13 protein-coding genes are annotated in these 16421 nt (G+C 35.0%); 10 read left to right on the forward strand and 3 right to left on the reverse strand.

Annotated features, from left to right (window positions below; all coding sequences use genetic code 11):
• Positions 1 to 3 precede the first annotated feature (3 nt).
• From DHU68_RS07315 to pheS, 3 genes are all read left to right on the forward strand, one after another.
• Entirely contained in the window at positions 4 to 1119 is a 1116-nt protein-coding gene (locus DHU68_RS07315) for an SPFH domain-containing protein (RefSeq protein ID WP_108822323.1), read from the forward strand.
• Positions 1120 to 1126: 7 nt separating this feature from the next.
• On the forward strand, positions 1127 to 2221 hold the full coding sequence (locus tag DHU68_RS07320) for a hypothetical protein (protein ID WP_108822324.1): 1095 nt from the start codon (positions 1127 to 1129) through the stop codon (positions 2219 to 2221).
• A gap of 157 nt (positions 2222 to 2378) precedes the next feature.
• Entirely contained in the window at positions 2379 to 3398 is a 1020-nt protein-coding gene (pheS, locus tag DHU68_RS07325; RefSeq protein ID WP_108822325.1) for a phenylalanine--tRNA ligase subunit alpha, read from the forward strand.
• A 77-nt stretch (positions 3399 to 3475) separates the two neighbouring features.
• Here pheS and rpiA read toward each other — a convergent pair whose 3' ends face one another.
• Together rpiA and DHU68_RS07335 are read right to left on the reverse strand one after the other, a co-directional pair.
• Entirely contained in the window at positions 3476 to 4171 is a 696-nt protein-coding gene (gene rpiA / locus DHU68_RS07330) for a ribose 5-phosphate isomerase A (protein WP_108822326.1), read from the reverse strand.
• A gap of 150 nt (positions 4172 to 4321) precedes the next feature.
• Positions 4322 to 4546 (reverse strand): winged helix-turn-helix domain-containing protein, encoded by a 225-nt coding sequence (locus tag DHU68_RS07335; protein WP_108822327.1) that lies wholly within the window; start codon positions 4544 to 4546, stop codon positions 4322 to 4324.
• 351 nt (positions 4547 to 4897) lie between these two features.
• Between DHU68_RS07335 and DHU68_RS07340 the strand changes: the two genes are divergently transcribed.
• Positions 4898 to 5470, forward strand: a complete 573-nt coding sequence (locus tag DHU68_RS07340) for a DUF2179 domain-containing protein (protein ID WP_108822328.1) — start codon at positions 4898 to 4900, stop codon at positions 5468 to 5470.
• A gap of 61 nt (positions 5471 to 5531) precedes the next feature.
• Here the strand turns inward: DHU68_RS07340 and DHU68_RS07345 are convergent, their stop codons facing one another.
• Positions 5532 to 6206, reverse strand: a complete 675-nt coding sequence (locus tag DHU68_RS07345) for a helix-turn-helix domain-containing protein (RefSeq protein WP_108822329.1) — start codon at positions 6204 to 6206, stop codon at positions 5532 to 5534.
• A 148-nt stretch (positions 6207 to 6354) separates the two neighbouring features.
• Here DHU68_RS07345 and DHU68_RS07350 point away from each other — a divergent pair, with 148 nt between their 5' ends.
• From DHU68_RS07350 to DHU68_RS07375, 6 genes are all read left to right on the forward strand, one after another.
• Positions 6355 to 6744 carry a YbjN domain-containing protein gene (locus DHU68_RS07350; RefSeq protein WP_108822330.1) on the forward strand — a complete coding sequence of 130 codons (390 nt, stop codon included), beginning with the start codon at positions 6355 to 6357 and terminating at the stop codon, positions 6742 to 6744.
• A 5-nt stretch (positions 6745 to 6749) separates the two neighbouring features.
• A complete protein-coding gene (locus DHU68_RS07355; protein ID WP_108822331.1) occupies positions 6750 to 7451 on the forward strand; it encodes a PspA/IM30 family protein in 702 nt (233 codons plus the stop codon).
• A 139-nt stretch (positions 7452 to 7590) separates the two neighbouring features.
• Positions 7591 to 8322, forward strand: coding sequence for an OB-fold-containig protein (locus tag DHU68_RS07360; RefSeq protein ID WP_108822332.1), 732 nt, complete (start codon positions 7591 to 7593; stop codon positions 8320 to 8322).
• Positions 8323 to 8487: 165 nt separating this feature from the next.
• Complete coding sequence (locus DHU68_RS07365) at positions 8488 to 10551, forward strand: flotillin family protein (RefSeq protein ID WP_108822333.1); 2064 nt, start codon at positions 8488 to 8490, stop codon at positions 10549 to 10551.
• 187 nt (positions 10552 to 10738) lie between these two features.
• Positions 10739 to 15586 (forward strand): DNA repair ATPase, encoded by a 4848-nt coding sequence (locus tag DHU68_RS07370; protein ID WP_108822334.1) that lies wholly within the window; start codon positions 10739 to 10741, stop codon positions 15584 to 15586.
• 38 nt (positions 15587 to 15624) lie between these two features.
• The gene (locus DHU68_RS07375; protein WP_160111100.1) at positions 15625 to 16416 is read left to right on the forward strand and encodes a peptidase MA family metallohydrolase; all 792 of its coding nucleotides are present in this window, start codon (positions 15625 to 15627) and stop codon (positions 16414 to 16416) included.
• The last annotated feature ends 5 nt before the right edge of the window (positions 16417 to 16421 follow it).

A 16421-nucleotide genomic window follows, 5' to 3' on the forward strand; every position in this document is an offset into this window, starting at 1 on the left:
ATTATGGGGCTTTTTGATAAACTAAGAGGTGAATTAATAGATATTATTGAATTTCTGGATAATACCCAAGATACAATAGTATATCGTTTCGAAAGATACAATAATCAGATAAAGAACAAAGCTAAACTGATTGTTCGTGAAGGACAAATGGCTGTCTTTGTTAACGAAGGACAGATAGCGGATATGTTCACACCGGGAACTTATACCTTAAGTACACAGAATCTTCCTATCTTGAGTACACTACAAGGATGGAAATATGGTTTTAACAGTCCGTTTAAAGCTGAAGTATATTTTGTCAGTACAAAAAACTTTATCGATCAGAAGTGGGGAACAAAAAATGCAATTATACTGAATGACAACCGCTTTGGCATGGTCGAAATTCGTGCTTTTGGTATTTATTCATTTAAAGTAACTGCTGCCGACACTTTTATAAAAGAGATTGTTGGTACAAATCAGACTTTTACGACCGAACATATACAGGAACAGCTAAAGAGTATAATTGTTACCAGATTTACAGATGCTACCGGAGAATCTCATTTACCAGTAGAATCATATGCGGCCAATCTGAATGAGCTTTCGGAAGCTATATTTGGCTACATGAAAGATGATTTTGCTGCTTATGGTATGGAGGTTACAAAATTCCTGATAGAGAATGTATCCATGCCTGACGAAGTCAAGAAAGAGATATTTGAACTTAGCCGCCTAGACAAAATAGATTTAGATAAATTGACTAAGCTGAAAACAGCTAAAGCTATGGAGGCTGCCGCTGAAAATCCATCAGGAACAGCAGGAATGGGAATCGGACTTGGAGCCGGTATGGCAATGGCTAATCAAATGACTCAGGCAATGGCTAATCAAGCTCAAAATCAAGGTAGTCAAAATAATACTCAAGCCACCCCTCCCCCAATACCCGGAGCCTTGTCATATTATGTTGCTGTAGACGGCAAACAAGCTGGACCTTTCAATAAAGATTCTTTAACAGAGCTTGTTTCTAAAGGAATCTTGACAAAAGAAACATTAGTCTGGAAACAAGGTTTATCAGAGTGGGTAATTGCAGGTAATCAAGCTGATCTAAATGGCTTGTGGAGCGAAACACCTCCACCACTACCAAAGCTATAATAAGATAATGTCGGATAATACAGAAAATAACATACCATTAAGCAGCGACACATATCAGTGCATGAATTGTGGCGCTGCTTTAAAATACAAACCGGGAACAACTTTTCTTCATTGCGACTATTGTGGCACTGATACTCCTATAGAAGCCAAAGTAGTTGATATAGTAGAAGAGTTGGATTTTGAAGAATATTCCCTGAGTTTTGAGAAGCTCAACACCAAAGCAACCAAAGTGATTGGTTGTAGAAAGTGTGGAGCTGAATCTACTTTTGACGAAAGCTTAAAATCTGTTACATGTCCGTATTGCACCACACCTCTCATTGAAGCAGATGTTCACGAAGAGCGGCTAATACAGCCATCCTACCTATTACCTTTCAAAGTAAAGGAAAGTGATACTCAAAACCATATGTCTACTTGGCTAAAAAGCTTATGGTTTGCTCCCAATAAATTAAGAAAACAAGCCACATATTCCAACAAACTGCAAGGTATATATATTCCGTGTTGGACTTATGATGCTCAGACAAATACTGACTATAAAGGACAACGGGGAGATAATTATACGGTCACCGTAGGTAGTGGCAAGAATAGACAAACCATAGTTAAAACAAGATGGTCATATTGCAGTGGTCATGTATCTTTATTCTTCGACGATGTTATGGTTCCCGCTTCTAAAATGATATCCTCTCCAGTTATGAATAAAATTCACAATTGGGACACGATGAACATGGTTGAAACAGACAATCGCTTCTTGAGCGGATTTATTACAGAAAAATATGTTCTGAATATGACCGATGGGTTCCAGTATGCAAAACAACAAATGGAATCTGAGATACATCAAGCTATCCGAAGTCAGATAGGAGGAGATGATCAACGTGTAAACTCTAAAAGCACAAAATTTAGTGATATAAAATTCAAGCTCATTCTATTGCCTGTATATATGTCTTCCTATACATATAGAAACAAGCTATATCATTTTTTCGTAAATGGAAGAACAGGCCGCGTAACCGGAGATCGGCCTTATAGTGCAATCAAGATAGCAATAGCTATTATAGTAGGATTAATTCTACTTGCTCTGTTTGCTATATTTGTCAACAACCAACAATAATTCAGCATATTTTAGCACCTTCAAATAATTGCTTTTTTTATTTTCACCCTGATTAAAAGATTTAGGAGTGAAAAGGAAAATATTAGGATAAAATCGTGAATAAAGAAAGAAAAGTGTACTTTTGTATCTGTTTCGTAGAAATTTTAGGAATTAACATATGATAGACAAGATAAACGGACTTTTGTCTGAAATAGAAAACTTAAAAGCGAGTAAAGTTGAAGACATTGAAGCTTTACGTATAAAGTACCTAAGTAAAAAAGGTGAGATTTCGACACTAATGAACGATTTCAGAAATGTAGCTGCTGATCAGAAGAGAGAAGTAGGTATGAAACTGAATGAACTGAAAGAAAAAGCTCAAAACCAAATCAACCTATTGAAGGAGTCTCTTGAAAATTCTCAAGAAGGAGATCAAAGTATCGACCTAACTCGTACTGCAGCTCCTATTGTTTTAGGAACTCGTCATCCGATATCTATTGTCAGAAAAGAAATCTGCGATATATTCCGTCGTTTAGGATTTTCAATTGCTGAAGGTCCTGAGATCGAAGACGATTGGCATGTTTTCTCTTCCCTGAACTTTGCAGAAGACCATCCGGCTCGCGATATGCAAGATACATTTTTCATTGCTCGCAGTCCCGAAATTGTTTTACGTACACATACTTCTTCGGTACAAACCAGAGTAATGGAAAAACAAGAGCCACCAATACGCATTATATGTCCTGGACGCGTATATCGTAACGAGGCAATTTCGTATCGTGCACACTGTTTCTTCCACCAAGTAGAAGCTTTGTATATTGACAAAAACGTATCCTTTGCCGACTTAAAACAAGCTTTATTGTTTGTAGCTAAAGAGCTTTTTGGTGCAGAAACAAAAATACGTCTACGTCCTTCTTATTTCCCTTTTACTGAGCCTAGTGCCGAAATGGATATCTCTTGCAACATTTGTGGTGGCAAGGGTTGCCCTTTCTGTAAACATACAGGATGGGTAGAAATTCTTGGATGTGGAATGGTTGATCCTAATGTCTTAGAAAATTGTGGCATAGACAGTAAAGTTTATACGGGATATGCTCTGGGAATGGGAATAGAACGTATTACCAACCTAAAATATAGAGTTAAAGACTTGAGAATGTTCTCTGAAAACGATATACGTTTCCTTGATCAATTCGAAAGTGCTTATTAACAGATTAAAATAACAAAATAAAGGCGAGATATATTATTTATATCTCGCCTTTGTCTTTATCCAAGTACACTTCTAATCTAAGAAATTACCTGTACATTATATCCTATAAACAATCCACTTTCTATAACTCCAGTAATTGCCTTTATTCTTTCTTCCAAATTATTATCTATTCTAAGAAAACGAGCATCAAGTAGTAAATTACCATTTTCAGTAAAAACAGGACCATCTTTTCCTTTTGCCATCCTTAACTCTACATTTTCAGCTCCCAAAATACTCAACTCATTTTCTACATAAGACAGAGCTGAAGGAAATACCTCAACTGGTACAGGAAATTTTTCACCTAGGCGATTCACATATTTTGAGCTATCAACAAGGATATAGGTTTCAGCACTATTACGAATCAATAATTTCTCCTTAAACAGCGCCCCTCCTCTACCCTTTATCAAATTACATTCCTTATCCACCTCATCTGCCCCATCAAAGGTCCAATCAGGCTTTTTATTTAATAGTGATGTTTGTGGTATACCTAGCTGAATACAAGCCAACGATATTTCCATTGATGAAGGAATGACTTCTATTGTTAAGTACTCAGCCTTTATCTTATCAGCAATAGCAAATAATGTTACATAAACAGTCGATCCAGAGCCGACACCTATTACATCACCATCTTTCACTTTAGCTGCAATCTGTTTAGCTACACTCTCTTTCTCGCTTCTATTAACAATAGAATCCGACCATTTCAGCCGACCAACAATATTATTATTCCATTCCATAAACCAAATCCTTAGCTTTCTCAAATTTACATTATTATTCTCAAATTTAATCAAAAATAAAAAGCAGAGTTTAGTATAAAACCCTGCTTTTCACACCTTCGAAAGGTTAAAATATTCATCAAGCACTAACATCATCGTAATTTATTACATTTAATAATATATGTCTGTTAGAACCGATTTTAAAGAAACCTCTAATACTCCATCTCTGTCCGAAAAAGTAATCTTATTTTCTCTGGACAGCCAACCTAGAGCCAAAAGGATTAAAGACTCTTTAAAGTTAGTCAACTCACTTATTTCTCTAATAGTAATACTCCCTTTTTCTGAAAGGAGGTTCCAAATAGCATTAGCATTGATTCTGATATCACGCGTTATCATATCGTTTATTATTAAAGTTTATAACACAAGAATAGTCTGGGCAAATGAGAGAGTTATAGGAACATTTATTTTGTCAAGAGAAATCTTAAACAAAATCACACAAAACATATTACATATATGTCTGATAGTAAATATAACAATTTAAAACACAGCGCAAAAGATTTTAGTTGTTTTTTTAACATAAGAAATAACACTTTTACTAAAATGTTGAAATTTTAACACTATTTATCAAATTCTATAAAATAGATTTCTTGTCCTTAATTAGCTCAATCTTATTTCTTATCTTTATAAGAAACATAGTGACCCGTATAAGTAAAAACAAAAAATAAATTCAATTTAAACAATTATATTATGTTTTCATTTCTAGAAACCTATCCTTGGCTATTACCTATAATGATATTTTTCGGTCGTATTTGCGATGTCACTTTAGGAACATTACGCATTATATTTGTCTCAAAAGGGGAACGCTACAAGGCTCCTATCGTTGGATTCTTCGAAGTATTTATCTGGGTTGTCATTATTTCACAAATTTTCTCTCATGCCAATAGTATAATTGCCTATTTATCATATGCGGCAGGATATGCGGCAGGTAACTATGTGGGAATATTAGTTGAGAATAAAATAGCTTTCGGCTATCAATTAATCCGTGCATATACTCAGGAAGAGGTTTCAGAACTTATAAAACTACTGAACAAAAAAGATATAGGTGCTACTTTTATTCGTGGAGAAGGAGCTATTTCTCAGGTGCATATTGTTGAAATAGTTATAGACAGAAAGTCTCTAAACCAAGCAATAGATGTAATTGCCGAGTTTGATAACAATATATTCTATCTAGTAGAAGATATAAGGTATAAACGAAAAGGTATTTTCTCTTCTGATAATATAAGTAAAAGCTCCAGACTACAGCAGGCACTAAGAAAATAATAATACGAAAAAAACAGACAGATTGTATTCTCACAATCTGTCTGTTTTTTATATGGATATCTTACACAATTTGGGAATAAACAGCCCTTAATACCCAATATTGAGCCAGTGAGTTTATATTAAAAGGATATTCAACCCATTCATTTAGCGCTAATGTTATATTATCTTCTTTTTCTTTATACATACCTGCTTTAATTTCTTTTCCATCTATCATTATGCCTAGCTTATTACTTATTCGATGGATATTTTCCTTAACAACGTTTTCCATTATCAAAATATCTCCCGAATGATAATTATATTCGGCAGGTAAAGCATCCGGATTTTCAACTTCGAATGCTAATTGTTTGAATTTCGAATTTGTTGGCACAATTATCTGAGGAAGTCTTGCGATAAATTCTTCATCTGAATATTGTCTGATATAATCATCTATATATAATATAGGTATGTAAGGAATCTTAAGTAACTGCTGACCGACTTTCAACCGTTCCGTTTCAAGAACTAACCCAGCATTATAATGTAGTAATTCGTTAACAGAAAGGTCTTTTTGAATCAGATCGGACAACGGAATGCTAAAATAATTAGCAATCCTAATTATCACCTCAATTCGAGGATCAGCTCTTCCTTCTTCATATGACGAAATATTGCCTCTAGTAAGCTCAAACAGATCAGCAAAGGCTTGTTGGCTCAACCCCATTACATTTCTTATTTTTTTAATATTTTTTCCTATTTGCGTCATTTTATTGCTAAAAATATTTGCATTGTAAAGTTATTCAACTACCTTAGCTAAAAATATTAGCAAACTTAAGATTTTATTTCTTGAAAAACAAACTTTAGATTTAAAATCATGCTGCAACACTAACAAACAACTTTAAACTATATAGCCTATGTATTTCAAAAAGATCGAATCATTCATCACGAAGCTTGGCTACTCGGTTTCGTATCAAAACGAACAACAGGGCATATTCCTTATCGAAAACGAATCAGACGGAATAAAGAACTTGATTATTGGCGTAGCACCTCCTATCCTAATTATGGAGCAATTTATCTTTGAACTCAAAAGCGATGATAAAGAGATTTACAAAGCCCTATTAAAAAAGAACAGAGATATTGTACATGGAGCTTTTGTATTGGACGAAGCTGGAAAGAAAGTCATTTTCAGATACACAATGCAAATTGAACATTTGGATATAAATGAATTTGAAGGTGCATTAAACTCTTTAGGCTTATTATTAAGCGAATATTACGAACAAATTATTGAATTTTCTAAAAAATAGAAGCTATGAACATTTTCAAAAGACTTTTAAGAATCGGACAGGCAGAAATACATTCTGCAGTGGACAAAATGGAAGACCCTATCCGTATGACAGAACAGGGGATCAGAGAAATGAGAGAAGATCTAGACAAAGCTCTTGAAGCATTGGCTCAAATAAAAGCATTAGCAATACGCACAAAAAACGATAAAACCAAGAAACAAACGAGTGCCGAGGATTATCAAAATAAGGCAATACTACTAATGACCAAAGCTCAAAAGGGAGAACTAGAACTAGATCAGACAGAACGATTGGCTAAAGAAGCTTTGGCTCTGAAAGAAAACTTATTAGTGGAAGTAAACGCTTTAGGTGAGCAACAATTGATACACGAAAATTCGGCTGACGAAATTCAAAAGAACATAGACATTCTCCGATTCAACATCACAAAATGGGAGAATGAATTAAAAACACTCAAATCGAGAGTTAAAGTTAGCCGTGCAACGAAAGAAGTCAACAAACAGATGGCTCAAATTGACAGCAATAGCACCATCAGTATGCTCGAAAGGATGAAAGAAAAAGTAGAAGAAGAGGAAGCTCTTGCTCAAGCCTATGGCGATATAGCCAACAAGAAGACTTCTGTCGACGATGAAATAGACAAAGCAATAGGCGATGATACTGGCAAGGTCAACCAAGATCTGGACGAAATAAAAAAACAACTAGGAATGTTATAAGTTAGTGAATCAGGCGCCGATATGTCATAAACAGAAAGGTTATTGTCACTTGTCAAACTTGACATATCGGTTCGCTTTATTTATTACCGAAAGACACTTGTACTGATAAAGAAAATAATTACTTTTGATTTTAAATGCTATGACTGATTTCTTATACAACTTAATGCATCCTCTTCCAAATGCTATTATGACGGTAATAGTTGGAGTGACTGCTCTATATTGGCTCTTTGCCTTTATCAGTGGTGTTGGTGTTGATGCGCTCGATATTGACCTTGATTTTGACTTCGACACAGATATCGATACAGATGTAGACATAGATACTGATATTGATTCTGACATAGGCAAAAACATAGATATTGACACAGACTCAAACATAGATGTACATCCCGAGCCAAGTGTATTTATGAAGTTTCTCAACTTTATGAATGTAGGGAAAGTTCCTTTTATGTTATTGCTCTCCACGCTAAAATTCTTCATGTGGATAATCACGTTGTTCACCACATCCATGGTCAATGTTACAGGTTGGGGACTATTTTCATTGCTTATATTATTACCAATAGGTATTATTGGCTTATTCTTTACTAAATTAGCAACCAATCCATTAGTTAAACTTTTCAAAGAGATGGGATATAAAGGAGAAGCAGAAATAGATTTTTTGGGGCGTTCGGGTAAAATGTTATCTAATATAAAAGATCAGAAGATAGGCACAGCCGAGTTCTTAGTAGACAAAAATCCGATAAAGCTCAATGTCGTCAGCATCGATGGTCAGGAGTTGAAATATGGAGATTATGTCATTGTAGCCGATGAATCAGATGACAGAAGAATATATTATGTAAGTAAGGAAATCAGTATAAGGAACATGGACATATAAATGCTATTAAAAACTTTAAAAACTAACAAAATATAATTTTCATATTAGGTGCATGTATTTTAGGATTATACTTCCGTTTTTTATGACCTAAAATATAAATAAAACGACACAAATCATTTGATCTAAAATCAATTTAAATAACATATTAAATCTTTAAAACTTATTATGGAAGGAATAAATCTTATTGTAATTATTGTAGGAGCCATACTCTTCTTCATCTTCGTTATAGGAGGAGTTTTAGCCTCGTTCTACAAAAAAATTCCTCAGGGAAAAGCCATTGTACGTACAGGTGTAGGAGGTACAAAAGTAGCATTCAACAAAGGGATGATTGTTGTTCCTATTCTTCACAAAATGGAGATTATGGATATTTCTCTCAAGAAAGTGCAGATAGAGCGTATGGAACACGATGGACTTATCTGTAAAGATAATATCCGTGCTGACATCAAAGTCGCATTCTTCGTGCGAGTAAATAAATCCGTAAACGATGTTATCAACGTAGCTCAATCTATCGGAACATCTCGTGCCAGCGATATATCTACTTTGAATGACATATTCGAAGCTAAGTTTTCTGAAGCTCTTAAAACTGTTGGTAAGAAATTCGATTTCATCGAGCTATACGAAGCGCGTAGAGAATTCCGTGACGAAATTATCAACATCATCGGTACAGACCTTAACGGATACGTACTTGATGACTGTGCGATTGACTATTTGGAGCAAACTGAATTACAATATCTAAGTACAGATAACATTCTTGACTCAGAAGGGATCAAGAAGATTACAGACCTCACTACTGCTCAAAACATAAAATCGAATCTTATCCGTAGAGAAGAAGAAAAGGTAATCAAAAAGCAAAATGTAGAAGCTCGTGAAGCTATTCTCGAATTAGAAAGACAACTTGCAGAGAAAGAAGAGAAGCAAAGAAGAGAAATAGATAACATCAAGGCTCGTGAAGAGGCTGAAATTCAGAAAGTAAGAGAAGAAGAACGTCTAAAAGCCGAAACAGTAAGAATCACTACAGAAGAGAGCCTTGCCGTTCAGGAAGAGAATAAACTTCGTCAGATTATTATTGCTGCAAAAAACAAGCAACGTACAGATGCAGTTGAAACAGAGCGTGTAGAAAAAGACAGAGCTTTGGAGCAAACTGAAAGAGAAAGAATCGTTACACTATCGCAGATTGAGAAAGAACGTGTTATCGAAATTGAGAAAAAGAATATTCAGGATGTTATTCGCGAACGTGTACAGCTAGAAAAAGGCGTTGTAGAAGAAAAGCAAAACATGCAAGACATTGAAGCTTTCAGAACTATCGACCGTCAAAAACAAGTTGGTATTACAGAAGCAAGTCAGCTTGCTGAACAACGACTAATAGAAACAGTAAAAGATGCTGAAGCCAGAAAGTTAGCAGCAGAAGAAAAAGCAAAAGAATTACTTATCGAAGCAGAAGCTCAGAAAGAAGCTTCTGCAAAACAAGCCGAGGCACGCAAAATACTTGCTGATGCTAAAGCTCGCGAAGATGCTACATTTGGCCTTGCAGAAGCAGAAGTAATCAAAGCCAAAGCTGATGCATTGGAACAACAAGGATTGATGGAAGCTACCATCATCGAGAAAAAGGCCAAAGCCGAAGCCGTTGGAATAGAAGCCAAGGCTGATGCGAAGAAAAAAGATGGTCTTGTTGAAGCCGAAGTTACTCGCGAAAAAGCACTTGCTGAAGCAACCGGTATAGAAGAGAAAGCTGAGGCTATGAAGAAACTTGACGGAGTGGGTAAAGAACACGAAGAATTCAAGCTTGCTCTTCAGAAAGAAAAAGATGTCGAGTTGGCTCAAATCAATATTCAAAAAGATATTGCAGATGCACAAGCTCGTGTATTGGCTGAAGCGCTTAAGAATGCGGATATTGATATCGTTGGTGGTGAAACAATGTTCTTTGAAAATATTGTTAAACAAATATCTAATGCAAAAGGATTCGATCGCTTGGTTAACGAAAGTTCAAATGCTACTCAGATCAAAGAAGCATTACTTGGTGACGGAGAATCTAGTGGTGATTTAATGGATCGTATCAGATACTTCGCCGAAAAATCAGGCATTACAACTGATGATATTAAGAACCTAAGCATTGCAGCTCTTATTCTAAAAATGCAAAGCGAAACTACCGACAAGGAAGATAAAGGCTTCCTTAGCAACCTTCTTAGTATGGCAAAAGCTGCCGGAATTTCGAATAAAAAACTAGGATAACATCCTTCACTTTCAATATTGAGTGGGCGGGTATCCCCGCCCTATTCTAAAAACAAATCAAATTATCCTATTCAAAAGGATACAAACATAATTAGGAATAAAATTGCTATTCCTTGTAAAATCAGTTTGATTTATATAAATCAAACAACACATAAAACTGACTAAAACTAAAAATCTCACATATATTATGCAAGATTTGAATCAAAATAAAACTGTTGAAACTTTAGAAGCCGGCACTTACGAACTAATAAGGAAACGTCTCCACACTCAGAAAGATGAATTATCTTCCCGACTAAATTCATTGAATGAAGCGAGAAAAGAAGTCTTCTCTTCAACAGACCTCTCATTATTGGCTAATCAACGAATCACGACAGAGAACAACTGTGTTTCGAGAGGAATATTAGCCTTAGGAAATCTTTGTATTTTTGGTTACAATGTTCATTTCGGGCTACGTACTGATATACAACTGAGTGATGTTTTCAGTATCTATCTATTCGAGAACAATCAGTTTATTCCTCAACCGTTAGATTTAGTTAATGATCCTGCATTTATAACAGATTACAAGAATCTATACAAGTATTATAGAGATTCTATTTTTTCCAGATTCAGAAAGACTGAGAATTATTTATACATGATTTTTCAGACTAGTAAAAATGCAGATGATCTGAAAGCCTTCAAATGGTTGATAAAGAACAATAAACTTATATACCAAGATGACAGAAGCATACATGAAGTAGTCAATGCAACCCAACACGAATTCAAGTGGATAAAAACAACATTGGAGGATCGTCGTTTAGGAACCCACCCGCATGTTTCTATTTTAGATAAAGTATTTATCGAAGCTGTAGGCGGAGATATTACTTTCAAGATAGAAGACAACACTCATACTGGAAAAGGAATTTATTCTGAAAAAGTTGAAAATAAAGACCAGCAGCTAGATGATGCAGATTATTACTATGCTGACCTAGGAAATCTTATTCTTGTCAGAATCAAACCTTATCAAGAAGATTTCAGATCGTTTGTATTTAATACCCGAACAAAGGAAGTCAAGAATATTGAAACCTTAAATAATTCAGGAATACTCCTACCTGATAATCATGGAATTATATTCCCTAATGGATATTATTTACAAAACGGGGATTACAAAATATTCGATAGCGAGTTAAGCAATCTAAAATTCTTTCGGAAAGTAGCTTCGCCCAATGGCGAAGACTTCTTGTATATGTTCTACCAATACGAACGAAATGTATATGTAATAATGTCTTACAACATTATTAAACAACAGGTAGAAACTCCAATCATCTGTAATGGGCATACACTTTTCGGAGATGGGACATTAATTTTCTTCCGTTCCGAATTGGAAGCCACTCGCCATCATCAGGTTCAGATATGGAGAACTCCCTACTCTACCGAACTGATAGAAAATAAAGATAAAAAAGACAATATATTATATAAGATTGGCAATAAAGACATTGTCAAAGCGATGGCCGAATCTCAAGAGGTCATACACTTAATTAATAAAGAAGATACTTACGAGGGACTTTATGAAGATATCGTAAAGAAATCGAACGACATAATAGATGCTTATTTTTGGATATCCGACAATGCAACTTACAAATTGGCAGAACCTTTATCTGAAATAAAAGATATTGCCAACACAGCAATAGACGAATTTGAAAAAGTAAAAGCACAGAAAAAACATGCGACTGAAACTCTTGAATCAACAGAGAATAAAGTAGAAGCTTTACTGTTCGCCATCAAGAACACAAAATTCGATACACTAGATAAGTTAGTCAAGCTTCTTGCCGAAACGCGCAAAATGCAAGGAGAAGTCATCGAATTGAACAATGTAAGATACATTGATACAGTTCAAACAGAAGAATTAAAAAAGACTTTAATTTCGACCGGTACTAAGCTGTCGGAGAAAACTGTAGAATTTCTATTAAGACCCGAAGCACTTATCCCTTATCAGGAAAAGGTAGAAACAGAGCGAAAAGCAATTGAACAAGTAGAGAAAGTTATAGATGCCAACAAGATAGAGGATAACTGTAAACTTATTTCTTCTGAATTAGAGTTATTGATTGATATTCTGAATAGTCTTAAGATTGAAGACACTACTCAAACGACAAAAATCATAGAGAAAATATCTTTAATTTTTGCTTCGCTGAATGAAGTTAGAGCTCAATTGAAAAAGAAAATAGACTCTCTTAAGAATAAAGAAGCAATAGGAGAATTCAGGGCGCAACTAACACTGCTAGAACAGAGTATTGTAAACTATCTGGAACTAGCTACGTCACCCGAAAAGTGTGATGAATACTTCACCAAAGTTAGCGTTCAGGTAGAAGAACTGGAAAGTAAATTTGCGGACTTTGACGATTTTATTGTTGTTATAGCTGACAAACGGAATGAGGTTGTAAAAGCTTTTGATAGCCGAAAGGCTCAATTGATAGAGCAGATCAATAGACGAACATCTTCTCTTGAACAAATAGGTCTAAGAGTCCTCAAAAACGTAGAAAACAAAGCTCAATCTTTCAAATCGAAAGAGGAGATTCAAGCCTTCTATTCTACCGACTTGATGGTGGATAAAGTTCGCAAGCTGGTTGAAGACTTGAAGAATCTTGGTGATATCTCAAAGGCTGAAAATTTGGAAAACAGCCTAAAAACTTCACTCGAAGATGCCCTTCGTATCTTAAAAGATAAATCTGAATTGTTTGCTGATGGAGAAAATATTATTGCATTAGGAAATTATAAGTTTGCAGTAAACAAACAATCTCTAGATCTGACAGTTGTTAGACGCGACAATCGTCTCCTCTATCACCTCACAGGAACCAGTTTTTATCAAGAACTACAAGACCCTAAAATAAATACATACCAAGATATCTGGGAACAGGAAGTGGTTTCTGAGAACAAAGATGTATATCGTGGCGAATATTTAGCATATCTGGCTATTGAAGAAAGGCTAAAGTCAGACAGTTTCGATGCAAAAGAATTTATTACAAATAAGGTAGAACAAAGCTATTCCGAATCTTACCTTAAAGGTGTACACGATTTTGATGCGCTGAATATATATAACGCTATATGGTCTGTGTATGAGCAGCTGGGAGTTCTATCGTTCCGTCCACAGATACGTGTTGCTGCACAATTGTTCTGGAATAGCGTAGAAGCTGAAGAGAAAAGATTACTAAAAGGACTTATAGTTTCTGCCAATAATGTGCTAAAAGCTTTTCCTGCTTCAAATAATTATGAGTATGTAATCAAGCAGATTGAAGAGCGATTCACGCAGTGGAATACACATTTTAGTTTCTCTAAAATGAAAGCGAAACATATCGCATTGTATCTCTTCAAAGAGTATTCCAATTCTTCGGCATTTACTGTTACAGAACAATCTCAGGAGTTGGAGAAAGAGTTTTATGCTTATTTGAAAAAACAAAAATTATCGGAAAGATTTGAAGCTGACCTTGCTGAGGAATCATTCAGTATAGTTGAGAGATTCTACCTTACACGCAACTGGCTATTGTCTTTTATCGACTTGTCCGACAAGTACAATAAATACATAAAATATGTAGGAGAAACATCTTGTCAACTTCTACTCAAAGAGCATCAGTTCGAAATGAGAAGAAGCCCTGATAGTGTCAAAATTGAAGATTTAAGAGGTAGCCATCCTGTTATTATAAATAACATTTACGAGGTTGATTTTCATGAATTTATTCTGAAACTGACTAATTTCACTGATGTAAGTGTCCCTACGTTCAATGAATTTACCCAACTGAAAGATCAGCTCGTTTCTTCGTACAAGAAATCATTAAAAATTAATGAATTAAAGCCTAGAGTATTAACATCCTTTGTAAGGAATAAGTTAATCAATGAGACTTATCTCCCGCTTATCGGAGCCAATCTAGCTAAGCAGCTTGGTGTAGCAGGTGATAATAAACGTACAGCCCGTATGGGAATGCTATTACTAATATCTCCTCCGGGATATGGTAAAACAACATTGATGGAATATCTGGCAAATGTTATGGGACTAAACTTTGTAAAAATAAATGGCCCAACAATAGGTCATTCAATCACATCAATAGACCCTGCCGAAGCTAAAACTTCTGGAGCAAGAGAAGAATTGAAAAAGATAAATCTTGCTTTCGAAATGGCAGATAATGTGATGTTATATGTAGACGATATTCAACACTGTAGTTCAGAATTCCTGCAAAAGTTCATTTCTCTTGCCGACGGACAGCGCAAAATGGATGGAATATTCGAAGGAGAAAGTAAGACATACGACCTAAGGGGAAAACGCTTCTGTGTAGTAATGGCAGGTAACCCCTACACCGAGAGTGGCGACAAATTTCAGATACCCGACATGTTGGCCAATCGTGCCGATGTGTACAATCTTGGTGATGTTATCGGTGGCTCTGATCGTTTGTTTAAATTAAGCTTACTTGAAAACTCGATCATAGAAAATCCATATTTGCAAAAGATAGCCAGCAAAAGTTTCAACGACTTCTACAATCTGGTAAACTATATTGAAACGAAGAGTGAAATGATGCCCGACCTAGAAGGAAATCATACTCAGCAAGAGGTTGACGACTTTATTGCTGTCGTTAAAAATTCTTTGATAATAAGAGATATTGTTCTTAAGGTTAATCAAAATTATATTGCCAGTGCAGCTACCCAAGATTCTTATCGCATAGAGCCGGCATTTAAGTTGCAAGGTTCGTACAGAAATATGAATAAATTGATAAGTCAAATCGTACCTTTAATGAATAAGAAAGAGATAGATGAGCTTATCCTTACTCATTACGAAAGTGAGTCGCAAACCCTAACCTCTGACAGTGAAGCAAATTTATTGAAATTAAAAGAAATTGCAGGATTGTTAAGCAATGAGGAAAAATCCCGTTGGAAACATATTAAAGAAGTATTTAATAAGAATAATAAATTTGCAGGCATCGATCAAAACAATCAGGCAGGGCAGGTTATTGCCCAATTGGCTGAATTCAATGATAACTTAGCTGGAATAAAAAAAGCTATAAGTAAAGAGTAAAAAATACAGATAGCCAAGAGGCAATGAACTTTACTATTATGAAAAAAATTGAATTAATATTGTTCTTATCTTTTTTATTATTATACAGTTACAATGTTGATTCTCAAAATAAAGATTGGTCTCTTTCAACTGTAACTCATTTAGAGGACAAAATAACTAAAACAGATGGAAGTATCAGATATTTCATTGATCCTAAATCAAGCACAACTGCAAGGGATAGTATAATTGAAATAACGAAAGGATATATAGAGCATAATTTGAAATTGATAGGTGAGTCTGATCTCAATGATTCTATTTATATAGTATTAGTTTGTAACAAGGATGATATGATCAAATATGCAGGAGGACGAATCTCGGGTATTTCCATATTGAAAGACGAATATGTTCCCCAAAATATGATATGTTGTATCCCTAAAGTACTGAAGCATGAACTCATGCATATGATAATTAGCCTAAAATGGAATCCTTTGATAAAAAACTATATTGGGCATCCTGATTGGTTGGCGGAGGGTCTGGCCGTATACGCAGATCCTGAAGCTGAAGACCTCTATGACGGAACCCTTGAGAAGGCATTTGCTAACTTTTATCAAAACAATAAACTATTAGAATTGGATTCGTTAACTAAATTTCCAAGTATTAAATCTAAAGAAATTGAAATAGCATATATTCAATCTGGTTATCTTGTACAATACCTAATTGAAAGATATGGAGTTCAAAAGTTTAAAGAACTGTGGTTAGGGATTGATGATTTTGAAAAAATATATGGAATGAGTATGAAATGTATGATTCAAAAAATAAATAAAGAACTAGATAAAAAATATAACGATTGATAGCA

Origin of the sequence: Dysgonomonas sp. Marseille-P4361 (assembly GCF_900343125.1) — a bacterium.
In the GTDB taxonomy this organism is placed as follows: Bacteria; Bacteroidota; Bacteroidia; order Bacteroidales; family Dysgonomonadaceae; genus Dysgonomonas.